Source organism: Streptosporangium sp. LJ11 (assembly GCF_051918945.1).
In the GTDB taxonomy this organism is placed as follows: Bacteria; Actinomycetota; Actinomycetes; order Streptosporangiales; family Streptosporangiaceae; genus Streptosporangium.
Genome location: NZ_JBPXMB010000001.1, coordinates 347,562 through 369,390, shown reverse-complemented (window position 1 = coordinate 369,390; position 21,829 = coordinate 347,562). Strand labels below are relative to the sequence as shown.

The window sequence follows — 21,829 nt, the reverse complement described above, 5'->3', positions numbered from 1 at the left end:
AACGGCACGGCGCCGGGAGGGATGAAGGCCGAGGTCGGCTCGTTGTTCGCAGGCGAGTGAGCCGCGCGCCCGAGGTGGTCGTTTGCTGGTCGTTTCGCTGCGCACGGTAGCGCGGCAAGCCTCGCCGATATGACAATGAGTAGTCGTTCGATTACGTCATGGAGGCGGTTGTGGATGAGCCACGGCGGGGCGAAGGGCGTCCGGAGTTGACCAGAGCACGCAGGCAGCGCGGGCTGAGTCAGGGGGCGGCGGCGGAGGCGGTCGGGGTGGGGGCGACGACCTGGGCGCGGTGGGAGCGCGGCGAGCAGGGCGTCCGGGCGGCTCACCGGGCGCGGATCGCCACCGCGTTCGGAGTGGACGCGCTGGAGGTTGAGCGGTGGATAGACGGCTGGTCCTTCGGGGAGACATCATCGTGGCCGATCACGGAGTACGGCGACACCTCGACGGCGGCTACGGTGAGGTCGGCCGCGCTCTTGTGGAGGTACGAGATGGATGCGTCCCGGCGTCATTTACTGGCCTCGTTGCCTTTCGTGCCCTCGGTGCTCGGCGAATGGCTGATGTCATGGAACTACGCCACCGCGCCACGGACGGTCGCGCAGCAGGGGGGCAGGTGCACGGTGGGCCTGGCCGACGTCGCCCGGATCAACGAGGCGCGTGAGGTGTTCGGCCAGATAGATCAGCGCTTCGGGGCCGGACTGGTCCGTCCGGTGGTCGTGCGATATCTGAGCGAAACGGTCACCCCGCTGCTGCGGGGCCGCTATGACGACCGGGTGGGTTCGGAGCTGATGACGGCGGCGGCGGGAATGACCTGGCTGGCAGGCTGGACGGCCTTCGATCTAGGGCATCACGGCCAGGCGCAACAGCACTTCGGCCAGGCACTGCGGCTGGCGAAGACGGGGGACGACCCGCTGACCGGTGCTTGGGTGCTGGCGACGCTGACCCGTCAGGCGATTCACTTGGATCAGGCCACCTTGGCAGTGTGGCTGGCACGGGCCGCGACCGATACCGCCCGTCGGGCGCAGGCGCCGCCGCGCGTCATGGCGTTGACGCTGACCAGGGAGGCCTGGGCGACGGCCCTGCATGCAAGACCGGCTGAAACTCGTGACGGGCACGGTGCGAAGCAGGTCGAACACCTGCTCGCCGAGGCGGAGAGTGTCCACGCCCAAGGTGCCACCGACCGCGACCCGGTGTGGACGAGCAGGTACGAGGAGGCGGAGCTGAACGCGGAGGCGGGCAACTGCTGGCGACTGCTCGGCGACCACATGCGGGCGGTGAACTACGCGGAAGCGGCCGTGACCGCGTTCGGTGAGCGTCTCCCCAGGTCCACCCGGCTCAATCGAGTGCATGCCGCCGAGGCGTACCTGGGAATGGGAGAGCTGGAGCAGGCCCTCGACTCCGCGCGGGCCGCGATCCCGGAGACGAAGGCGTTGGCCTCCACCCGTTCGGTCGAGCTGATTCGGCGGTTCGCCGGCCAACTGGAGCCCTACGGCGACAGCATCATGGTCCGTGAGTTCCACGACCACCTCAACCACGCCCTCGCCGCCTGATCTCACCGCCGTTCCTGCGGACCGAGTAAGAAGACGTTCGCAATCATGGTCGTCCGACGGCGGCGCCAAGATCAGGTGTCGCGTGATCGGTCTGACCACGCCGAGGGCGGGGTTGCCGTTCAAGGAGATGTGGTGAGACTCGGAGAGGCAAGCACTGGGGCATTGCTCTCGTACACCAGTAGCGTCGGGAGCATGGTTCCGGAACTGCGCGAACGTGCCGCTCTTGTGGCGTTGTTGCAGCGTCCTGGGGCGAAGTGGCAGGACATCGGGCTTGAGGTGCTGGAGTCCGGCAGTGCGGTGACCGTCCTCGAATCCCGGCTCAGGCTGCAGGAGACCCTCTTCCCCGCATCCGATCCCGTGGTGACCGCGATCGCGGACGCGGCGGAGCTGGTGGAGGGCTGGGAAAAGGCCAGGATCGGGGTTCACGCCTGCTTTGATCTTGATTACCCAAGCCGGTTGCGCAGCATCCACCAGATGCCTCCGCTGCTGTTCTCACGAGGCGGCCTCGTCGAGGATCAACGGGCGATCGCCGTTGTCGGCACTCGGCAGGCGAGTGAGCGAGGACTGCGGATCGCCTCAGTGGTAGCGAGAGAGCTGGCTCTGAACGATGTGACCGTGGTCAGCGGGCTCGCGAAGGGCATCGACACCGCTGCGCACCGGGCGGCGCTCGACGCCCATGGCCGTACGGTGGCCGTGATCGGAACCGGGATCAACCGGTTCTATCCCAGTGAGAACCGTGCGCTGCAGGAGCGGATCGCCCAGGAAGGCGCGGTGATCAGCCAGTTCTGGCCGGATGCGCCGCCCAGCAAGCAGAGCTTTCCGATGCGCAATGCCGTGATGAGTGGTTACGCCGCGGCCACGGTGGTGGTCGAGGCGCCTTGGAAGAGCGGGGCGCGCATCCAGGCCCGGCTGGCTCTTGAGCATGGCCGCCCCGTGGTGATGCCCGACCAGCTTCTGGAACACGACTGGGCTCGGGAGTACGCGAACAAGCCCGGAGTGCATGTGGTCTCAAGCATTGAGCAGCTACTGTCCGTAATAGAACAAATGATCTCCGGTGGAATTTCTCTGTAATGGCCGGAGCGGATCTCGCGATGATCCGACCATGGCATCGCGGATGGAGCTCACCCGGCAGATTCTGTTCATGGCCGCTCGGCTGCTGGCCGAGCACCCCGACGGCCTGCCCGTCTCCGAGATGTGGCAGCTCATCAAAAAGCGGTTGCCGGACGTGGACGAGCAGTGGAACGCGGGCGGCGCGGCGAGTAACACGCCGGAGCTCACTCTGACGTGGAAGAGCGGTGGCCTGGTCAAATCCGGTTGGGTCACCAAGGCGCATCGCCGCTGGTACCTGACGCCACTCGGCCGCATCGCCGTCAAGAGCCATCTCGACGTCTCGTCCTTCACCGCGGAAGCCCACGCCGGCTACCAGTACTGGGCGCAGCACAAGGCGGGGTTCGAGGCCGCCAAGCGGCTGGCGGAGGCCGTACCGGAGGGAAGCTGGATCGCGGCCGGAGACCTGGCCGCGCAGACCGGTCTGGACGGCGCGCGGTTGACGTCGCTGTTCCAGGGGGAACGGCCCGAGGGCTGGCACCGGGTGCTGGATTCCGACGGCGGTATTCCGGACGACGCGCATGCCGACGAGCGGCTGCGGAAGGAGTGGCAGGAACTGCTCACCGCGGACGGGCTGGACGCGATGCTCGGCATGGTGCCGCAGGAACGACGGATCTCCGGCGCCGATCTACGGCAACTGGTGGACGATGACACGGAGGGCGGCGACGGGGCGGAGCGTCCGCGTCGCGCGTGGCTGGTGCGCGGGTCCAACGTGCACGGGGTGAGTCTGGTGGCGGACTGGCTGGTGGAGGGATACTGCTCGCTCCCGGCCTCCAAGCTTCGGGAGCTGCCGCCGGGGACGGCGCAGGAGGCGATCCGGGCAGCGGTGGACGAGGACTACGCGCACGGCTCGTACAACGACCGGTTGAAGAAGACCGCCGAGTTCCACGCGTTCCTGTCGCGGATGCGCGAGGACGATCTGGTGCTCAGCAACGACGGGGGAAAGGTCTACCTCGGCCGGATAAAAGGTGGTCCGGCGTTCCGGGCCAGTGTGGAGAGCCGGGCCAACCTGCAGCGGCCGGTCGAGTGGTCGAACTCGCGGGCCCCGCTCGACTTCGCCGACGACCTGCCGGACGAGATCTCGGCGAAGCTGGCCACCCAGCACGACGTGCTCGACCTGACGGAGTTCGTCGAGGAGCTGGAGGCGCTGGCCGGGCCCGCGCCGGTCAGGCCGCCGGTCGTCCGGGATCTGGTGCTGCCGGATGCCGGTGCCGAGCTGGCCGAGGAGTTGCTCGTCGATCAGGAGTGGTTGCAGGAGTGTGTGGAGCTGCTCCGTGACCGTCCGCAACTGATCTTCTATGGACCGCCGGGGACGGGGAAGACCTACCTCGCGCAGCATCTCGCCCAGTTCCTGGTGGGCGGGAAGCCGGAGAACGTCAAGCTCGTGCAGTTCCATCCGGCCTACTCCTACGAGGACTTCTTCGAGGGGTTCCGGCCGGTGCAGACCGCCGACGGGCAGGGCGTGACCTTCAAGCCGCTGCCCGGACCGCTGCTGCGGCTGGTGGACGCCGCGCGGCAGCATCCCGAGGAGCCGTACGTCCTGATCATCGACGAGATCAACCGGGGCAACCTCGCGAAGATCTTCGGGGAACTGTACTTCCTGCTGGAGTACCGGAAGAAGGCCGTCGACCTGCTGTACTCCTCGGCGGAGGGGACGGGCCAGGCGTTCACGCTGCCGGAGAACCTGATCATCCTGGGCACGATGAACACCGCCGACCGGTCGATCGCACTGGTGGACGCGGCGATGCGGCGCCGCTTCGCGTTCGTGGAGCTGCACCCGGAGGAGACGCCGACCCGGGAGATGCTGGGGCGCTGGCTGGAGAGCAGGGAACTGCCCGACGACGCCGCCCGCCTGCTGGCCGAGCTCAACGCCCGGATCGAGGACCGCGACTTCAAGATCGGTCCGTCGTACCTGATGCGGGCGGCGATTCACCGGGACGCCAAGGGGTTCGAGCGGGTGTGGCGGACCCAAATCCTGCCGCTGCTGGAGGAGCACCACTACGGCGACGGCATCGACGTCGCCGAGCGGTACGGCCTGTCCGTGCTCCGGCACCGGCTGGGGCTCGATCGGTGATCGACCTGAGGGAGGGCGCTCCACCGGTCGAGTACGAGCTGACCACCGAGCAGGTGGCGGCGCTGGCGGCGGCGAAGGTCGTACGGATGGGTCCCGGACCGAGGTCAGGGCTGTGGAAGGTCCGCGACAACGGGTACGTGGGCGCGGCGGTCATCGGTGGCGTCAAGGTGCGGATCACCCCGAAGACCCCGATCGACCGGGTGCTCTTCCTTCTCGGGTACGCCCGTCGGCCGCGCGGCTGGCGGCAGGAGGAGGTGGACGCGGGGGAGCACCCGGAGCTGCTTCCGGCGCTCGCGCACGCCTACGCGCTGGCCGCCGATCGTGCCCTGCGGCAGGGGGTGCTGCAGGGTTACCGGGAGGTGGAGGAGGCACTGCCGGTCGTGCGGGGCCGGATCCGGGAGGCCGACCAGATCCGCCGCCGGTACGGGCTCCCGTTGCCCGTCGAGGTCCGCTACGACGACTACACCGTCGACATCGCAGAGAACAGGCTGCTGCTGGCCGCGTCCGCCCGGTTGCTGCGGCTACAGGGCCTCTCCGTAGCGACCCGCAAGACGTTGCGGCACGTCATCGCCAGGCTGGCCGGAGTCACGCCGCCGGTGCCGGGGCGGCCGTTCCCGGTGTGGCGTCCCAGCCGGATCAACGCGCGCTACCAGACCGCGCTCGGGCTGGCCGAGCTCGTGCTTCGCGGGGCCTCCTATGAGCTGGACGACGGGACGGCTGTCCGGGTGAACGGCCTGCTGGTGGAGATGTGGCGGGTGTTCGAGGACTTCGTGACCGTGGCCCTGGCGGAGGCGTTCCACCCGTCCGGTGGCCGCACCGACTTGCAGGACCGTCGCCACCACCTGGACCACGGGCGGCGGGTGCTGCTCAGGCCCGACCTGGTGCGCTATGTCATCGACTCCGCGGGAAAGGAGGTTCCGGCTGCGGTGGTGGACAGCAAGTACAAGATCTCAACAGGACCTGACGGCCATGGTGCGGATCTTTACCAGATGCTGGCGTACTGCACGGCGCTCGGTCTCGATCGCGGTCATCTGGTGTACGCCGAGGGGAATGCCGAGCCGTACCAGCACGTGGTGCACGGCGTGGGGATCGAGATCACGCAGCACGCGATCGACCTGACCCTGCCACCGATGCGGCTACTCGCCGCTGTGGAGCGGGTCGCCGGATCGATCCTGCGGAACGACGACGGCCGGTAACCCGTATTGCTCGGGTGCGGCGTGCGGCAGTTCCCGTGCACGCATCTCGGCTGGCAAATGTTCCTGTTTCTGGCCGGCTCAGCTCGTCTCCGTCACCCGCAGCTCGATGCGGTCGCGTACAGCCACCGCCCGAGGGTCGTCGTAGTCGGCGAGGAGGCTCAGTGCCTCCGTCCAGTGCTGGTGAGCGGCCTCCGGGGCTTCGTCGAGCAGGGCCAGCCCCAGGCCGTCGAGGGCCAGGGCCTCGTTCCAGACGTCGCCGAGCTCGTGGTGGACGGCGGCGGCCTGCCGGTGGAAGTCGGCGGCCTCCGCGTGACGGTCGAGGTGGTGGTAGGTCTCGCCCGTGCCGTGCCAGGCCAGCGCCTCCCGGCTGCGGTCACCGAGGCGGCGATGGAGCATGGCGGAGCGGTGGTAGGAGTCCAGCGCGTCGGCGAAGCGGCCGTCGGCCTGCTGGGCGTTGCCGAGGGTGATGAGCCAGAAGCCCTCCAGCCGGTGGTTGCGGAGGCCGAGGGCGATGTCCAGCGCGGCCTGGGCCGACCGCAGGGCTTCCCGCACCTCTCCCTGCTCCCGCTGGAGCTCGCTCATGAGGCGCAGGACGTTGCCCTCACCGCGCTGGTTGTCCAGGGACCGGTGCGCCGCCAGCGCACGCCGGACGGCGTCCGCGGCCTCCGGCAGGCGGCCCGCGTGGTAGTGAGTACTGGCGAGGTTGGACAGCATGGTGGCCTCCCAGTGAGCGGAGTCCCGCTCGTGGAAGGCGGCGGCGGCCTGCTCGAAGTGCTCCGCGGCGTCGTCCAGCCGTCTCGTGCGGAGATGCACCAACCCGATCAGGTTGAGCGAGTGTGCCTCGCCGAGCCGGTCGTCCAGCTCGCGCCAGATCGCCAGCGCGTTCCGATGGCATTCGAGGCTCTCGGCCAGGTGATTGATCCGGGTGTATCCCATGCCCAGCTCCGTGAGCAGCTGCCCTTCCGCGACGCGGTCACCCAGCCGTTCGGCCGCCGCCAGCCCCAGGCGGCCCACGGCCAACCAGTCGGCGACCGGTGCTGAAGGAGACTGCGCGTTCGACAGGACGGCCGACAGCTGCCAGGTGAGCCGGTCCTGCCCGGTCGAGGCGGCGCTCCTGATCGCCTGCAGGAGGTTCGTGTGGTCACGCTCGGACCAGTCCACGGCGCCGTTGTAGTCGGAGAAGGTCAGCGGATGCACACCGTCCATTGGTGGTGCGAGTTCCACCCGGGCTTCGGCGGGATTGATCCAGCTCTGGGCGGCGTCGGCGGTGTGCAGGTACCACTCCAGCACCCGGCGCAGCGCGACCTCGCGTTCCTCGGGCGGTTCCTCCTGCTGTGCCTGGTCGGCGGCGTAGGCACGCAACAGGTCGTGGAACTGGTAACGGCCGGGTGCCGTCTGTTCCAGGAGATGGGCGCCGACCAGGGAGTCAAGAAGCTGCCGGGTCCGGCTGGGGGACGATCCGGCCAGGGCCGCGGCGGCGTGGAATCCGAACTCGGGACCTGGATGCAGGCCCAGTAAGCAAAACAGCCGGGCGGCCTGCTCGGGCAGGGCACGGTAGGACCACGCGAACACCGTACGGACGGCTCCGGCCTCTTCGTCGTCCCCCGTGCTCAGGGCGTCCCACAGGGCGGACTCGTCACGCAGGTCGGCGATCAGGTCGTCCAGCCGCATGTGCGGGTAGCTGACGGCGCGTTCGGCGGCGATGCGCAGGGCGAGCGGCAGCCGGGCGCACAGCCGGGCCAGTTCGGTGAGTTTCTCCTCGTCGTCCTCCGGACGGTATCCGGCGGTGACGGCCCGCAGCAGGGCGACGGCCTCCGGCTCGGGCAGCGTGCCCAGCGTCAGCCGGTGTGCTCCGTCGTGTACGGCGAGACTTGACAGGCGGTTGCGGCTGGTGACGACGACCAGACAGCCTGCGCTGCCAGGCAGCAAGGGACGGATCTGACCCGCCGTCGCCGCGTTGTCCAGAACGATCAGCACCCGGCGGCCGGCCAGCCGCGAGCGATAGAGCGCGGCGGCGGCGTCGACGTCCTGCGGCACGGAATGGGCGCGGACGCCGAGAGCGACCAGGAAACGGTGCAGAGCCTTGTAGGCGGTGACCGGCTCTCCCGGGTCATAGCCACGAAGATTGATATAAAGCTGCCCGTCGGGAAAACGATCCTGGACCTGGTGGGCCCAGCGCAGTGCGAGCGACGTCTTTCCCACGCCCGCTGTCCCGGCGATCACATACACCGAGATGACGCGCGGATCGCCGTCCTCACCGATCAGTACCGTGTTCAGCTCTTCGAACTCGCCGGTACGGTTGACGAAACCACGCACATCGGCCGGTAGTTGCCGTGGGGTGAGGTTGGCAGAGTCGCTTCGGCCTGGTTTGCCATGCTCGTGGAAGTGGACTCCGCCACTGACGTCCCTGGCCTGTACGACATCACGAGAGGACCCCGACAGTTCTGAACGCGAGCCGCCGGGGCGCTCCTCTTCTTCTCCGGTCCTGTTGACGCCTACTCCAGCTTCGTCCCGGGCGAGTGAAGGTAGGTCAACTCGCGGTCGAAGTAGGAAATCACATCTTCTCCACCCTCATAGAGGTCTTTGATGTATTTCTCCCAATTTTCGATGATGCCGGGATCGGTGTAGCGAACCGCGCCGTCCGGGACGCCGGTCGCGGTGTAGAGGACGTAGTAGAGGGTCCGGCCGCCGAGGATGACCACTTCGGGCAGCGGATCGGTCCTCTCCGAGGCTGCCACCTTTTCCACGCCGATCACACGGATCCGCTCACCGCATTCGGCACGGATTCGCAGCGAGTGCAGTTCCCACCGCATATACGGTGTGAGCGGCGTCTCGACCACGCGTACCCGGTGAAAGAAGGAGCCGCGCCGTTCGTCCTCTCGGGTGAGCGCGAGCAGATCGTCTCGTCTCTCCTCGAGAAGCCGTAGCGCCTCGTCCCAATCGCCTCGGCGAAACGCGTCACGGCTTGGACTGCCCTGCTCCTCGAAGTGCTGCCGCCGCTCGAACTTCCAGGAGTCACGGTTGCGAACCTGTGCGTCCCGTTGCCGGAAGTCGCGTCTGTAGGCTTCCCTGACGAGTTTCTCGCCCTGCGCGGGCACGCCCCGCCCGGGAACGACGAAAGGGGCACGGGGATCAAACATCGGCGATGTCCGCCTTGGCTGTGCTGAGCATGATGCCCGGGATGACGACCAGTCGCTCGTCCGGTGCGAGGGACACGCCCTCCGGCAGGTGAGGACTGTAGGCAGCCGTGAGGTCCCTGCCGATCACCGCGATGTCACCATTGCTGAGCTGCCAGATATCTGGGCATTCGTCGCGGCCGTCTGATTTGTCTAACTCTTTGGCCGACTTTCCTAATCGTCGCTCGAACGACGCGGAAGGGTCCGCCTCCCAGGAACGAGCCATGCCCGCCTCCACTCGGCTTGGCTGTACGTTTTCACCTGTGCGGAGCATATGTTGGACGGTTCTCTGGGACAACGGAATGAGTGAGTTGTCACGCAAAAATAGCCGAAAAAACAAACGGCCGGTCCGAAATCAGGAGTAAAGCGGTCTGAGTGAAAAGTGTTCGTCGTATCGCACCGCTTCGCTGATTGTCGATGCGCAGGGTTACGGTGGCCTTACGCCGAGTCGACCTTGAGTGGAGGGATGGCGATCAGGTGGACCGTGGCAGACTTTTCCGGATTCGCGCTATGGCCGCATATCCCGACATCCAGTTCATCGATGATCGATTCTAGTGATCAGTGGACTCTGGAGACTTCAAGGGCACCATGGTACGAACAGTGCACGCATGGCTTTCCTGGGTCAAGGGCTCGCACATTAACGAGAAAGGGAGCGGAAGTTCCGGTGTCGTGGCAGGTCACAACCCCATCTGGGGCGTCTGGTGGTCGATTACGGCAGGTTCCACACGCACGACTCACGCCCTGTTGCCGGAGTGCCGGTCCGGACAGGAACAGCGGATCGGAGCTGCCGGTGGGACCTGAACGCCGGCTCCGTGAAGGATGGTCAGTCCGTGTCCGGTGCTCCGTGCGGCTTCGGAGCACCGAAGGTGATCCCACCCTCGATATCCCTGGCCTGCACGGCGTTGCCGTGCACGGTGCCGCTGATCTCGTTGTGAACACCACCGGCCTCGGGTTCGGGTGCGGCCTCTTCGGGGCGCGAGGAAAAAGCGCCATAAACCGCCAGCCCCAGCCCCAGCAGTCCGACAAACGCTCCGAGAACGCTGGCGAGCTTATCCGCACGATCAAGGCCGACCGTAATGAAATACCACCCCAGCGTGGCCAGTGCCACCAGTGCCACGGCTACACCCGACCAGGTCAGTGCGCGTCTCGACATGTGTTCAGTGTCGGCCATGTTCCAGAACGGCGGTAGCCCGCCGCCGCGAAGCTTGTCACGCCGGCGACCCGGTGATGCCCCCCGTTCCTTGCGAGCGGGCGTCCGCCGGCTTCGCCGTACGAGACGATCGACCAGGTTTTCACCGAGGGCGTCAGGACGGCCGCATGGTCTGGGTGCCGATGACGGTGAGGAGTTTCAGCTTGTCGGCGGCCTCGGTGCCGGGGGCGGCGCTGTAGACGATGATGCGGAGGTCGCTGCCGGGAACGGTGAGCACGTCGCAGTCGAGCGTGAGCGGGCCGACGTCGGGGTGGTGGACGGTCTTGCGGTCCGACTCGTGGACGCCGACGACATGGCTGTCCCACAGCTCCGCGAAGCGCGGGCTGGCGTTCCGCAGGTCGGTGACGAGCGAGCGCAGATCGGTGTCGGCGGGGTAGCGGGCGGTCGCCGACCGGAGATCGGCGACCGCGACCGTCTCGAAGCGGGTCTCCTGCTCCGGGGTGTGGCTCACGCGCCCCGGCAGGCCCGTGAAGTGGCGCCAGACCGCGTTGCGCTCGCGCCCGACCAGCAGGGAGGGGTCGCCGAAGAGCGCGGCCCACGGCCGGTTCCAGCTGATCAGGTTCCAGGAGGCGTCGCTGACGCTGAGGGGTGCGCCGTCCAGCTGGGCGAGCAGTCGTTGCACACTCGGGGTGATGTGGGTGGACATGCGCCCGGCGGTGGGCGGTGGCTGCCCCGCGAGGAGGAACAGGTGCTCGCGTTCCTGGGTGGACAGCCGCAGCGCCCGCGCCAGCGCGGTGAGGATCTGCGCGGACGGGGAGGTCGCCCGGCCCTGTTCGAGGCGGGTGATGTAGTCGGCCGACACCCCCGCGAGCATCGCCAGCTCCTCGCGCCGCAGGCCCGCCGCGCGGCGCGGCCCGCCGCCGGGCAGCCCGACCGCGGCCGGGGCGACCCGGTCACGCCAGTGCCGCAGCGCGGGGCCCAATTCTCCGCTTTCGGTCATTTATCCAGTATGAGACGTTTTACGAGGTACAGCCTGGTACCGCCTGTCCCATCCACGGCCCGGTATCACCCTGCCTGACAGTGGAGGATGCCCTCTCTGTGACCGCCCCCGCCCGGAGGAGGGCGAGACGGGCGTTCCCCGTTCCGGCGTACGCCTCCTCCCCGGCAGGAAGCGGACCCCGGGCCCGCGAGGGCAGACAACGCAGGCGGTGCCGCACCTTGCGTGTCCCGTAAGGACCGCGTCGATCCCGTCAGGGACCGCATCGACGAGCTCGAACGGCACGAGCGCGGTCAGCTCCCCCGGATGCCCGGGCTTGACCTCCGCCAGGGAAGGCCAGGGCCTGGCATTTCTTTGCCGCGATATGGGATTAGAAATCTTTGCCACGGTATGGGATTAGAAATGCGCTTCCTCCGTATTCTGGATGAAAGGTACATAAAGCTCACCGTGTGGATGTTTTGGAGTGGGCAGGATGGCAGACGGCTGGGACGACGGGGGAGGGCCCGACGAGAAGCTCGTGGAGTGGTTCCTGGACGGGAAGCTCACGGGGAACGAGGTGCGCGCCGCGACCCTGCAATCGTGGCGGCGGTGCCAGGAGGCGGGACTCATGCCCAGCGCCGTGAGGCCGCGCCTGTCCGGTGATCTTGATTTTGACTGCGGAGTGGTGCGCGCGGCCCGGCCCGTGTTCGAGCGGATGCGTACCGTCATCAAGGGCACCCCCGTGACCATGTTCCTGGGCGATGCGAGTGGGGTCTTGTTCCTGCGCAACGAGGGCGACCCGGCCCTGCGCCGGACCATGGACGCGGTCGGCGCCGCGCCAGGGTTCCACTTCGCCGAGGCGGACATGGGCACCAGCGCCTTTGGCTCGGCGCTGGTGGAACGGCGAATCTGCCAGGTCACCGGCAACGAGCACTTCGCGGAGGAACTGCGCGGGCTCACCGGCGTGGGCGCCCCGATACGCCACCCGCTCAGCGGGCGGATGAACGGGGCCATCAGCGTCGTCTGCCTGAAGGACACGGCCAACGCGGAGATGATGGTCCTGGCCCGGCGATCGGCCGCCGCCGTCGAGCGGCGATTGTTCGAAATGGTGGTCGAACACGAGCGGGCCCTGATGGAGGAGTTCCTCCGGGCGCCCGAAGGAGGCGTCGCGACGGCTTCCACGCCCCTGGACCTGTGCCGCCGTGATCGGCTCGCCCTGGAGGACGCCGCCGTGAGGCTGGTCGCGCAGGGCCGGGCGGCGATGGTGAAGATGGCCCTCTCGGACGGCCGCACCGCCACGCTTGTGGCCCAGTCGATCAGCGGTTCCACCGCCATCGCGGTGAAGGCGAGGCTCACCGACGGCCAGGAGGCCCGGCCGGACGGGGGAGGAAGGTGACCGAAACCGACGGGTGGCTGCTCGCCATGAGCGAGCCGGGCATCGGCCAGCTCGCCCTGCGGGCGCGTGAGCGACTCACCTTGCTGTGCGACGCGGGTTCCTGCATCGGCACCACCCTGAAAGTCACCCGGACCGCCGAGGAACTGGCCCAGGTCGCCGTCCCCCGGTTCGCCGACTATGTCGCCGTCGACCTGGCCGACTGCGTCCTGCGGGGCGACGAGCCCGTCGGCATGGACGCGGGGCTGCGCCGGGTCGCCTTCGCGGGCATCGGGGAGGGGACCGCTCTGTACCAGCTTGGCGCGCTCATCCACCCGCTCCCTTCCACGCCGCAGGGGCGCAGCCTCGCCACCGAGCAGCCGGTGCTCGGCCCGGTGTTGTCCACTGCTTTCGGGTGGCTGGCACAGGATCCCGAGCGCGGCCGGAGAATCTGTGAGCAGGGCATCCACTCGCTCATCACGGTGCCGGTGCGAGCCCGGAGCGTCACGCTCGGGGTGGTGAGCTTCTATCGCGCCAAGGGCAAGGACGCGTTCGAGGAGGACGACCTCGCCCTGGCCGAGGAACTGGTCGGCCGCGCCGCGGTGTGCGTCGACAACGCCCGCCACTACACCCGCGAGCGCGCGATATCCGCAGAGCTGGAGCGCGTCACCGAGTCGTTGCAGCAGGCGCTCGACCGCCAGCGGTGCTTCACCACCGATGCCTCGCACGAACTGCGCACTCCGCTGGCCGGGCTGCGGGTCAAGTTGGAGGAGGCGCAACTTCACCCCGACGAGACCGACCTCGCCGACCTGGTGAAACACTCCCTGGGCGATGTGGACCGGCTGCAGGCCATCATCAGCGACCTCCTCATGCTGGCCCGGATCGGAGCGGCACCGCCCGCCGCCCTGGAGTCCGTCGACCTGGCCGTACTGGCCGAGGCCGGAACCGCGCGCCGCACCGGCGATCCGCACCCGGCACGGCTCGACCTCACCGCCGGCATGACGGCCGACGCCGTCCCGGAACAGATCAACCGGGTGCTGGACAACCTGCTGGACAACGCGCAACGGCACGCCGTGCGCGACGTGGTGGTCACGGTGCGCCGCGCCGGGAGCACAGCCGAGCTCAGCGTCACCGACGACGGCACGGGCGTGCCTCCAGCGGAGCGCGAGCACATCTTCCAGCGCTTCGCCCGGCTGGACACCGCCCGCAGCCGCGACCGCGGCGGCACCGGGCTCGGCCTGGCCATCGCCCGTGACATCGCCCGCGCCCACCACGGCACCCTCCACGTCGAGGACGCGTCCTCGGGCGGAGCGCGCTTCGTCCTCCGTCTCCCGCTCAGCACGCGGACGGCGTGAGGGCCTGGACCGTACGCGAAGGGATCGGACGGTTCGGACGCGCGACGAGCCAGGCGCTCGTCCCGACCGGCTTGCCCAGGTCCACGACAGCACCGCGGCCACTCGGGCCAGGTCCACCGCGACGCGGCAGGCGCCCTCGCCATCGGCTGGACGCAGGCTCACCACCGGGGGAAGCCCAGAGGTCAGGCGCCCGGGTACTTCCTGCGCCAGGCGTCGGTGATCTCGTGGTTCCCGGCGGACCAGGCCGCGAAGTCGTCGGCCAGCTCGGTGATGGCGTCCCGGCCCTCAAGGTGCGCGAGCCAGTCGGCGGGGAGCGCCGCCTCACCGTGGAGGGTGCCCAGGAGGTTGCCGCAGACGGCGCCGGTGGAGTCGCTGTCGCCGGAGTGGTTGACCGCGAGCAGCAGCGCCCGCCCGACGTCGCCGGGCGCGGGGTGGGTCAGGGCGCAGTAGACCGCGATGGCGAGCGCCTCCTCGGCGACCCACGCGCCGCCCAGCGACTCCACCTTCTCCGGGCTCGGGCCGCCCCGCGCCGCGAGGGACACGGCGCCGCGCAGCGCCAGGCTGGTCTCCTCGTGCGAGGGGTACGTCGCCAGCAGGTCCATCGCCTTCCGTACGGCCCGCGCGAGCGTCTCGTCCGGCTTCAGGGGCCCGTCCGCCCCGCCGGACCCGTTCTCCGTCAAGGACCCGTTCTCCGCCGGGAACTCGTTCTCCGCCAGGAAGTGGACGATGGCGGCGAAGGCGCCGGCGGCCAGGTAGCCGGTGGGGTGGCCGTGGGTGATCTGGGCGCACTCGGCGGCCAGGTCGAAGGCGTGGCGGGCGCTGCGCGCGCCCAGGCCGAAGGGGGCCGAGCGCATGACCGTCCCGCAGCCCTTGGAGCCGGGGTTGACCGGTCCGGGCTCGCCGAACGGGGCGGGGGCGCCCGCCTGGCGGGCCCTGCGGTCGCGCAGGCCCGACAGGCAGGCGTTCCCGGGGGCCCGCTGGGAGTAGAGCCACTCCTGCTCGCGGAGCAGGCCGGTGCGGACCGGGTCGTTCCCGGACGGGGCCGGAGCGGGATCGTTCGCCGGACGGTCGTTCGTGGCCGGGGAGGAGACGCGCGCCGGGCGGGCGGCGGTGCGGTCGTGCGCGGGGGAGGCGGGGGGCGGGGAGCGGTGCTGCTGGGTGTCCAGCCAGCGCAGGTAGGCGCGCCGGACGGCGGCGACGTCACCGCCGCGGATCAGTCCCTCCACGGTGAAAAGCGTCATCTGCGTGTCGTCGGTGATCAGGCCGACCTTGCCGCGCCAGTCGGGGACCAGGCCGGTCAGCCCCTCGGGTCCGTGCTGCCGGCGAATCCTTTTGATCGACTCGAACTCGACGGGAGCCCCCAGCGCGTCGCCGAGCGCGCCGCCCAGCAGGCAGCCTCTCACGCGGCCGAGATGGTTCGGCAGGTCATGGGCGGGAGGACGCACGGGCACGATCCTTTCGTTGCCGGTTGACATCAACTTAACTTCAGGTTCGAGACTGTGCGCGAGGACATCGAGAGAAAGTGGTCGACATGCGCATTGTCCAGGTGACCGCGTTCGGGGGGCCGGAGGTACTCGTGGTGGACCGCTCGCCGGAGCCGGTCGCCGGAGCCGGGCAGGTAGTGGTCGGGGTGTCCGTCGTCGATGTCCTGTCCCTCGAGACGCAGCTCCGCACCGGCTGGGGTGCCGAGTTCTTCGGCCAGAGTCCACCGTACGTGCCGGGGGGCGGGGTGGGCGGGCGAGTGGTCTCCGCCGGGGAGGGGGTCGACTCCGGCTGGGTCGGCCGCGACGTCATCGCCATGACCGGCGACGGAGGGTACGCCGAGCGGGCCGTGGTCCCGGTGGAGGCTCTCGTCCCCGTACCGGACGGGCTGGGCGTGCGGGAGGCGACGGCGCTTCTCCAGATCGGCCCGGCCGCGCTGAGCCTGGCGGGCGCGGCCGAGGTCAAGCCCGGGGAGCGGGTACTGGTCACCGCGGCGGCCGGAGGGCTCGGCACCCTGCTGGTACAGCTCGCCCACGCGGCCGGCGCACACGTGATCGCGACCGCCCGGGGCGGGCGCAAACTCGGCCTGGCCCGGGAGCTGGGAGCCGGCACCGTGGTCGACCACTCCGAGCCGGGGTGGCCCGAGCGGGTCCGGGAGGCGGCCGGCGGTGCCGGGGTGGACGTGGTCTTCGACGGCGCCGGGGGGCGGATCGGCCAGGACGCGTTCGGGATCGTCGCGAACGGGGGCAGGTTCTTCACGTACGGAGTGCCCGGTGGGAGCTTCGCGCGGATCGACCCCGAGGAGGCCGGGCGGCGGGGGGTGAGCGTGCGCGGGATGGAGCAGGTGCAGTTCGTCCCGGAGGAGGGCAGGCGGCTGGCCGGGCTGGCGCTGGCCGAGGCGGCGGCGGGCCGGATCAGGCCGGTCATCGGACAGACCTTTCCCCTCGATCGGGCCGCCGAGGCGCACGCGGCGATCGAGGCCCGCGACACCGTGGGGAAGACCCTGCTGCTGGTCTGAGGGATTCACCGGCCGGGCGCCGCCCCCACGCCGTCCTCATGTCTTCCCCATGCCTTCCCCATGCCTTCCCCGCGCCTTCGCCGTGGCGCGCCCGGGCCGTGGACCCCGGCAGTCCACGCCGTCGACCAGGCACACACCCGCTCAGAGGGAGAGAACCATGTCGCAGGCCATCCGCTATGCCCGCTACGGCGGTCCCGAGGTGCTCACCCTCGACGACGTTCCCCTTCCCGATCCCGGTCCCGGGCAGGTGCGGGTCGCGGTACGGGCCGCCGGGGTCAACGGGATCGACTGGAAACTCCGCCGCGGATTCGTGGACCGTGGCCAGCTGTCGGCAGGGCCCGCCGGCGTCGGTGTCGAGTTCGCCGGAACGGTCGACGCCCTCGGGGCCGGCGTCGGTACGGGTACGGGCACCGCTGTCGATCTCGGGGCCGGTGCCGGGGGCTGGAGGGTGGGGCAGGCCGTCTTCGGCAGGGTCCTCTCCGGCGCCGTGGCCACCCACGTGCCGGCCGACGTCGGGAACCTGCTGGCCATGCCCGCCTGGCTGTCCTTCGAGCAGGCCGCCGCGCTGCCGGTGGCCGTGGACACCGCCTGGCGTACCCTGCGGGAGCTCGACGTGAAGGAGGGGCACACGCTGCTGATCCACGCGGTCGCCGGCGGCGTCGGGCTGGTCGCCGCGCAGCTCGCCCGGGCCAGGGGCGTGCGGGTGGTCGGCACGGCGAGCCCGGCCCGTCACGACTTCCTGCGCGAGCTGGGCGTGCGGCCGGTCGAGTACGGCGGTGACGGCGGTGACGGCGGTGACGGCGGTGACGGCGGTGACGGCATGGCAGGGCGGGTGCGCGCCGCGGCCCCGGAAGGTGTCGACGCGGTCCTCGACGCCTCCGGCCGCGACGTGCTCGCCATGTCGGTCGAGCTGGCCGGTGGTCCGGACAGGGTGGTCACCATCGCCGACGGGCGGGCCGCCGAGTACGGTGTGCGCTTCTCCAGGGGTACCGGCGGGCCTCCCCTGGCGGAGGTCTTCGCCGACGTCCTGCCCCTGCTGGAGCGCGGCGCGCTGCGCGTGCCGATCGAGAGGACCTTCCCGCTGGAGAGAACCGCCGACGCCCATCGGCTCAGCGAGGAGGGGCATCTCCTCGGCAAGATCGTGATCACCGTCCCGTGACACCGGATCCGGGGTTCCCCGGCCCGGGGGTCCGGGCCCGGCCGGAGGGGGTGACGTGAAACCGATGTGAAACCGGATTTGTCTATCTTGGCGTTGACCAGCGTCGATGTCGTCCGCAGGCGGCATCCGAGCTGTGCGAGGTGGAGATGGTCGTCCGCAGTGGGAACCAACGACACGACACCGGGGCGGCATGGGTACGGCCGGTCAGCCGGTCGCACCCATGCCTGTCGTCTCGCTTCCCATCGGTCGGGGAACCGCCCGGAACCTCGGGTGGGCCACCGGCCGGGAACGACATCGGGTGGGCCACATCGCGCCGGGGTCGCCGCCGTAGCGGCTACGGGGGCTGTTGCGGCCTGACACCGGGAACGGGGTTGTACGTGGTCATCGCGGCTCCACCGAGGGGTGCCGGTCACTTCTGCGCGGGCCCGCTCGCGCCGGACGTCCGGCACCGGCGGCCGGGCACCGGGCACTGATCGCCGGTGGGAAGCAACCGCCGCTCAGCGTCGAGCGGCGGGTGGGCCGAGGTCCGGTGCCCAGGTCGGCGGAACCGGTCTTTTCGTCCGACCGTCAGCCTTCGCCAGGGGAAGGGCGATAACGGCTCGAAGGGGGAGAAGTTCAACAGCGAGATCCCATACGCGACACCTGGCGCTCGTGATTTGCTATCGATCACCAACGCCTGCGGGGTATGGCGCCGATCTGTTGACGATCAAGGAGAAAGATGAAGAAGATCAAGACGGGGTTGCTGGCGCTGATGGTGGCCGGGTTGCTGGGCGCGAGCGCCACGCCGGCCGCGGCGATCGATCTGCATGATCAGGTCACCAAGCCCGACTATGACAGCCACTGGATGGATCCCGGCGAGTAGCTCACCGGCGGGGACCGGCGTCGTGTGAAGCGGCCGGGCGAGGGGCTTCGGCGCTCCCGTCCGGCCGCGCTCCCGTCCGACCGTGTACCCCCCGGGCCTCGTGCACCCGTCCGGCCGCGCAACCGGGTCGCACATCCAGCCCGGCCGCGCTCCCGTCCGGTCAGCAGGGGGTGGGCGGCGCGGAGAGCATGCCGTCGAGGGCGCGCCGGGCCTCGAGCGCCCGCTCGTGCCAGACCGGCAGGCCGATGTCGGCGAACTCCCTCACCGCCCGGTCCAGCAGGGTCGCGGCCTGCCCGTGCTCGCCGCGCTCGGCGGCGAGCCGCCCTCGGGCCAGGCGGGCGCGGGCCGCGACGAAGGGCTCCCCGAGCCCCTCGGCCAGCAGCAGCGCCGCGTCGAGCAGGCCGGCCGCGCTGTCGAACTCGCCCGCCAGCAGCTCGGCCTCGCCCGTCCCGAGCAGGCCGTACGCCTCGCCGATGCGGTCTCCGGCCGACCTGGCGGCGAGCAGGACCTGCCCGAACGCGTCCTTCGCCCGCGCCGGGTCGTTCTGGCGCAGGTGCAGCAGTCCCAGCCTGTTGAGGATCTGCGCGATTCCTCGCGCGTTGCCCAGGTCGCGGTAGACGGCCAGCGCCGTCTCCAGGAGCGGGGCCGCCGTGCGGGGGCGGTCGTGCTCGATGTGGATCTGGGCCATGCTGCCGAGCACATGGGCCTCGGCGTGCCGGTCGCCGACCTCGCGGAGCATGCGCAACGCCCGACGGTAGGCGTCGAGCGCGGTCTCCACCCGTCCCTCCACCCGCTCGATCAGCGCCGCGTTGCGCAGGGTGAGAGCCTGGCCGTGCCGGTCGCCCACCGCCTCGAAGAGCGGCAGCGCGGCCTCCAGGTGCGGTCGCGCGTCGGTGTAGCGCTGCCGGAACAGGGCGAGCGTGCCCAGCGAGTAGCGCATCGCCGCCTCGCCGCGCCGGTCGCCCGCGCGCAGGGCGGCGGCCAGCGCGGTCTCCGAGGTGTGCCGCCAGTCGTCGAAGTGGCCCTGCGCCTCGAACAGGGTGACCGCCGTCATCGCCAGGTCCCAGCACATCTCGCTCAGGCCGAGCCGGGCGGCCTGCTCCACCGCCGCCACCAGGCCGAGCCGTTCGCCGCGCAGCCAGCCGGACGGGTCGGCGAGCAGGCGGTCGGAGGTGGCCTCCCCGCAGTCCCAGCGCGGCCCGCCGCCGTGCAGGACGGTGTAGTCGCCGCCGTACTGCCGCCGGTGCGCCCGTTCGGCGAGCGCGAGATACCCTCCCGCCAGCCGGGTCAGCGCGGCGACGGTGGCGCCGGGAGGATCGTCGATCTCGCCGCGCTCCCTGGCGTGCAGCCGCACCAGGTCGTGGACGCGGTAGCGGGGCTCGCCGATGCCGTCCTGGCCCGCGTACTCGACGAGCTGAGCCTCCGTGAGCCTCTCCAGCACCTCCTCGGCGTCCATCTCCCCGGTGGCGCGCGATCCGGCGCGGGGGCCGGCGTCGAGCAGCGCCGCGGCGACCCAGCCGGCGAAGTCGGGCGTCCCGACCAGGGCGAGGCGGCGGAACAGGGTGCGGCCGGGCTCGTCGAGACCGGAGTAACCGAGGGCGAGGCTGGCCCGTACCGACAGGGTGCCGTGGGTGAGCTCGTCGAGCCGGTCGTGTTCGGCGGCGAGCCGGGAGACCAGCCGGTCGACGCTCCAGTGCGGCCGGGCGGCCAGCCGCGCCCCGGCGATCCTGAGCGCCAGGGGGAGATGCCCGCACAGCTCGGCCAGCCGCCCGGCGGTGGCGGTGTCGGCGGCCAGCTCGACCCGGCCGGTGATCGTACCCAGCAGCCGGACGGCGGCGGCCTCTCCGAGCACCCCCAGCGCGAGCCGCTGCGCGCCGGGCAGGGCGGTCAGCGCGCCGCGGCTCGTGACCACCACCGCGCAGCCGTTCCCCGCGGGGATGAGCGGCTCGATCTGGGCCTCGTTCGCGGCGTCGTCCAGCAGCACCAGCACGCGCCGGTCGGACAGGTGGGCGCGGAACACCTCGGCGCGCTCGTCCAGGCCGTCGGGAACGGCCGTCCCCGCCACGCCGAGGGCGCGCAGGAACCGGCTGAGCGCGTGCGACGGCTCGACCGGTTCGGCTCCGGCGCCGCGCAGGTTCACGTACAGCCGGCCGTCGGGGAAGGCGTCCCGCAGGTCGTGGGCGGCCTGCAGGGCCAGCGCGCTCTTGCCCACCCCCGGCATGCCGGAGATGGCGCAGATCACCGGTCCGGAGGCGGGGCGGTCGCGCAGGACGGATAGGAGCCAGCGCAGCTCGGTGTCGCGCCCGGTGAGGTCGCCCACCCCGGCGGGGAGCAGGGACGGGGCCGGCGGGGCCGGCGGGGCCGGCGGGGGCGGAACCGGGGGAGAGGGGGCCGGGTCCATCTCCGGTGCCGCTTCCGGGCGGGGGTTCAGGTCGACCCGGGGATCCCCGCGCAGGATGGCCTGTTCCAGCGCGCGCAGCTGCGGTCCCGGTTCCAGGCCCAGCTCCTCGGCCAGGACGGTACGGGTGCGCCGGTAGGTTTCCAGCGCCTCCGTACGCAGCCCGGCCCGGTGCATCGCCACCATCAGCCGCGCGGTCGTGGACTCCACCAGCGGATCCTCCGCGACCATCGAGAGCAGCTCGGGGATGACCTCCGCGTGCCTGCCCAGCGCCAGGTCGGTGTCGATGCGCTCGGTCAGCACCCGCCTGCGGTCCTGCTCCAGGCGTTCGGCCGCCTCCGCCAGCTGGGCCACGCCGTCCAGTCCCGAGAAGGCCCGGCCGTTCCACAGCGCGAGCGCCTCCCGCTGCAGGACGGACGCCGCCTCCGGCTCCCCCCGGTTCAGTGCCCGCCTGGCGCGCTCGGTCAGGTCGGCGAAGTGCCAGGCGTCGACCTCCTCGGGCCGCGCGGACAGCGCGTAGCCCGAGCGGTCGTGCCGGATCCGCTCGGGGGCGTCGAGCGTCCTGCGCAGCCGGTGCACGAGCACCTGCAGGTTCTTGCCCGCGCGGGGTCCGAGCCGCTCGCCCCACAGCGCGTCGATCAGGTTCTCTGCCGGCACGACGCGCCCTCGCGCGCAGACGAGGAGCGCCAGCAGCTGCTCCTGCCTGCGTGAGGACAGGGGCACGGGACGTTCGTCGGCGATGATCGTCACATCGCCGAGCACCTGGAATCTCATCAAGCTCCCCGAACGGCTCACGGATCTCAGGGGGCGAGGTGGACGGTGCCACGCCCTGGCGGTCATGGACTGCCCGATTCCGGCGAGGATAGCCCGGATGATCTTTTGGCGATAGTCAACCGGCGTTCGTTCGTATCGGGAGGCGGCAGGATTGCTTTTTTCCTGACAAGTCTCACAAATCCC

At 70.5% G+C, this 21,829-nt stretch carries 16 protein-coding genes; 9 read left to right on the top strand and 7 right to left on the bottom strand.

What is annotated here, in order from left to right; translation table 11 throughout:
• Positions 1 to 206 precede the first annotated feature (206 nt).
• From ACTOQ3_RS01745 to ACTOQ3_RS01730, 4 genes are all read left to right on the top strand, one after another.
• Complete coding sequence (locus tag ACTOQ3_RS01745) at positions 207 to 1,547, top strand: helix-turn-helix domain-containing protein (protein WP_440081590.1); 1,341 nt, start codon at positions 207 to 209, stop codon at positions 1,545 to 1,547.
• Between the two features lie 192 nt (positions 1,548 to 1,739).
• A complete protein-coding gene (locus tag ACTOQ3_RS01740; RefSeq protein ID WP_440081589.1) occupies positions 1,740 to 2,618 on the top strand; it encodes a DNA-processing protein DprA in 879 nt (292 codons plus the stop codon).
• 31 nt (positions 2,619 to 2,649) lie between these two features.
• Entirely contained in the window at positions 2,650 to 4,728 is a 2,079-nt protein-coding gene (locus ACTOQ3_RS01735) for an AAA family ATPase (protein WP_440081588.1), read from the top strand.
• Positions 4,725 to 5,924, top strand: a complete 1,200-nt coding sequence (locus ACTOQ3_RS01730; protein ID WP_440081587.1) for an McrC family protein — start codon at positions 4,725 to 4,727, stop codon at positions 5,922 to 5,924. Before ACTOQ3_RS01735 ends, ACTOQ3_RS01730 begins: the two co-directional genes overlap by 4 nt.
• 78 nt (positions 5,925 to 6,002) lie before the next feature.
• Here ACTOQ3_RS01730 and ACTOQ3_RS01725 read toward each other — a convergent pair whose 3' ends face one another.
• From ACTOQ3_RS01725 to ACTOQ3_RS01705, 5 genes are all read right to left on the bottom strand, one after another.
• A complete protein-coding gene (locus tag ACTOQ3_RS01725) occupies positions 6,003 to 8,240 on the bottom strand; it encodes an ATP-binding protein (protein ID WP_440081586.1) in 2,238 nt (745 codons plus the stop codon).
• Positions 8,241 to 8,419: 179 nt separating this feature from the next.
• Positions 8,420 to 9,064, bottom strand: coding sequence for a DUF6879 family protein (locus ACTOQ3_RS01720; protein WP_440081585.1), 645 nt, complete (start codon positions 9,062 to 9,064; stop codon positions 8,420 to 8,422).
• Positions 9,057 to 9,326 carry a hypothetical protein gene (locus tag ACTOQ3_RS01715; RefSeq protein WP_440081584.1) on the bottom strand — a complete coding sequence of 90 codons (270 nt, stop codon included), beginning with the start codon at positions 9,324 to 9,326 and terminating at the stop codon, positions 9,057 to 9,059. Before ACTOQ3_RS01715 ends, ACTOQ3_RS01720 begins: the two co-directional genes overlap by 8 nt.
• Positions 9,327 to 9,923: 597 nt before the next feature.
• On the bottom strand, positions 9,924 to 10,271 hold the full coding sequence (locus ACTOQ3_RS01710) for a hypothetical protein (protein WP_440081583.1): 348 nt from the start codon (positions 10,269 to 10,271) through the stop codon (positions 9,924 to 9,926).
• A 133-nt stretch (positions 10,272 to 10,404) separates the two neighbouring features.
• Entirely contained in the window at positions 10,405 to 11,250 is an 846-nt protein-coding gene (locus ACTOQ3_RS01705; RefSeq protein WP_440081582.1) for a helix-turn-helix transcriptional regulator, read from the bottom strand.
• 460 nt (positions 11,251 to 11,710) lie between these two features.
• Between ACTOQ3_RS01705 and ACTOQ3_RS01700 the strand changes: the two genes are divergently transcribed.
• Complete coding sequence (locus tag ACTOQ3_RS01700; RefSeq protein WP_440081580.1) at positions 11,711 to 12,622, top strand: hypothetical protein; 912 nt, start codon at positions 11,711 to 11,713, stop codon at positions 12,620 to 12,622.
• On the top strand, positions 12,619 to 13,953 hold the full coding sequence (locus ACTOQ3_RS01695) for an ATP-binding protein (RefSeq protein ID WP_440081579.1): 1,335 nt from the start codon (positions 12,619 to 12,621) through the stop codon (positions 13,951 to 13,953). Before ACTOQ3_RS01700 ends, ACTOQ3_RS01695 begins: the two co-directional genes overlap by 4 nt.
• Before the next feature lie 182 nt (positions 13,954 to 14,135).
• On the opposite strand, the gene ACTOQ3_RS01690 is transcribed toward ACTOQ3_RS01695, so the two are convergent.
• Positions 14,136 to 15,398 (bottom strand): ADP-ribosylglycohydrolase family protein, encoded by a 1,263-nt coding sequence (locus tag ACTOQ3_RS01690; RefSeq protein WP_440081578.1) that lies wholly within the window; start codon positions 15,396 to 15,398, stop codon positions 14,136 to 14,138.
• 86 nt (positions 15,399 to 15,484) lie between these two features.
• Between ACTOQ3_RS01690 and ACTOQ3_RS01685 the strand changes: the two genes are divergently transcribed.
• The 3 genes from ACTOQ3_RS01685 to ACTOQ3_RS01675 all read left to right on the top strand — a co-directional run bounded on the left by ACTOQ3_RS01685 (position 15,485) and on the right by ACTOQ3_RS01675 (position 18,474).
• Positions 15,485 to 16,453 carry a zinc-binding dehydrogenase gene (locus ACTOQ3_RS01685; protein ID WP_440081577.1) on the top strand — a complete coding sequence of 323 codons (969 nt, stop codon included), beginning with the start codon at positions 15,485 to 15,487 and terminating at the stop codon, positions 16,451 to 16,453.
• Between the two features lie 157 nt (positions 16,454 to 16,610).
• Positions 16,611 to 17,612, top strand: a complete 1,002-nt coding sequence (locus ACTOQ3_RS01680) for an NADP-dependent oxidoreductase (protein WP_440081576.1) — start codon at positions 16,611 to 16,613, stop codon at positions 17,610 to 17,612.
• 718 nt (positions 17,613 to 18,330) lie between these two features.
• Complete coding sequence (locus ACTOQ3_RS01675) at positions 18,331 to 18,474, top strand: hypothetical protein (protein ID WP_440081575.1); 144 nt, start codon at positions 18,331 to 18,333, stop codon at positions 18,472 to 18,474.
• Between the two features lie 160 nt (positions 18,475 to 18,634).
• On the opposite strand, the gene ACTOQ3_RS01670 is transcribed toward ACTOQ3_RS01675, so the two are convergent.
• Complete coding sequence (locus ACTOQ3_RS01670; RefSeq protein WP_440081573.1) at positions 18,635 to 21,646, bottom strand: AfsR/SARP family transcriptional regulator; 3,012 nt, start codon at positions 21,644 to 21,646, stop codon at positions 18,635 to 18,637.
• Between the last annotated feature and the right edge of the window lie 183 nt (positions 21,647 to 21,829).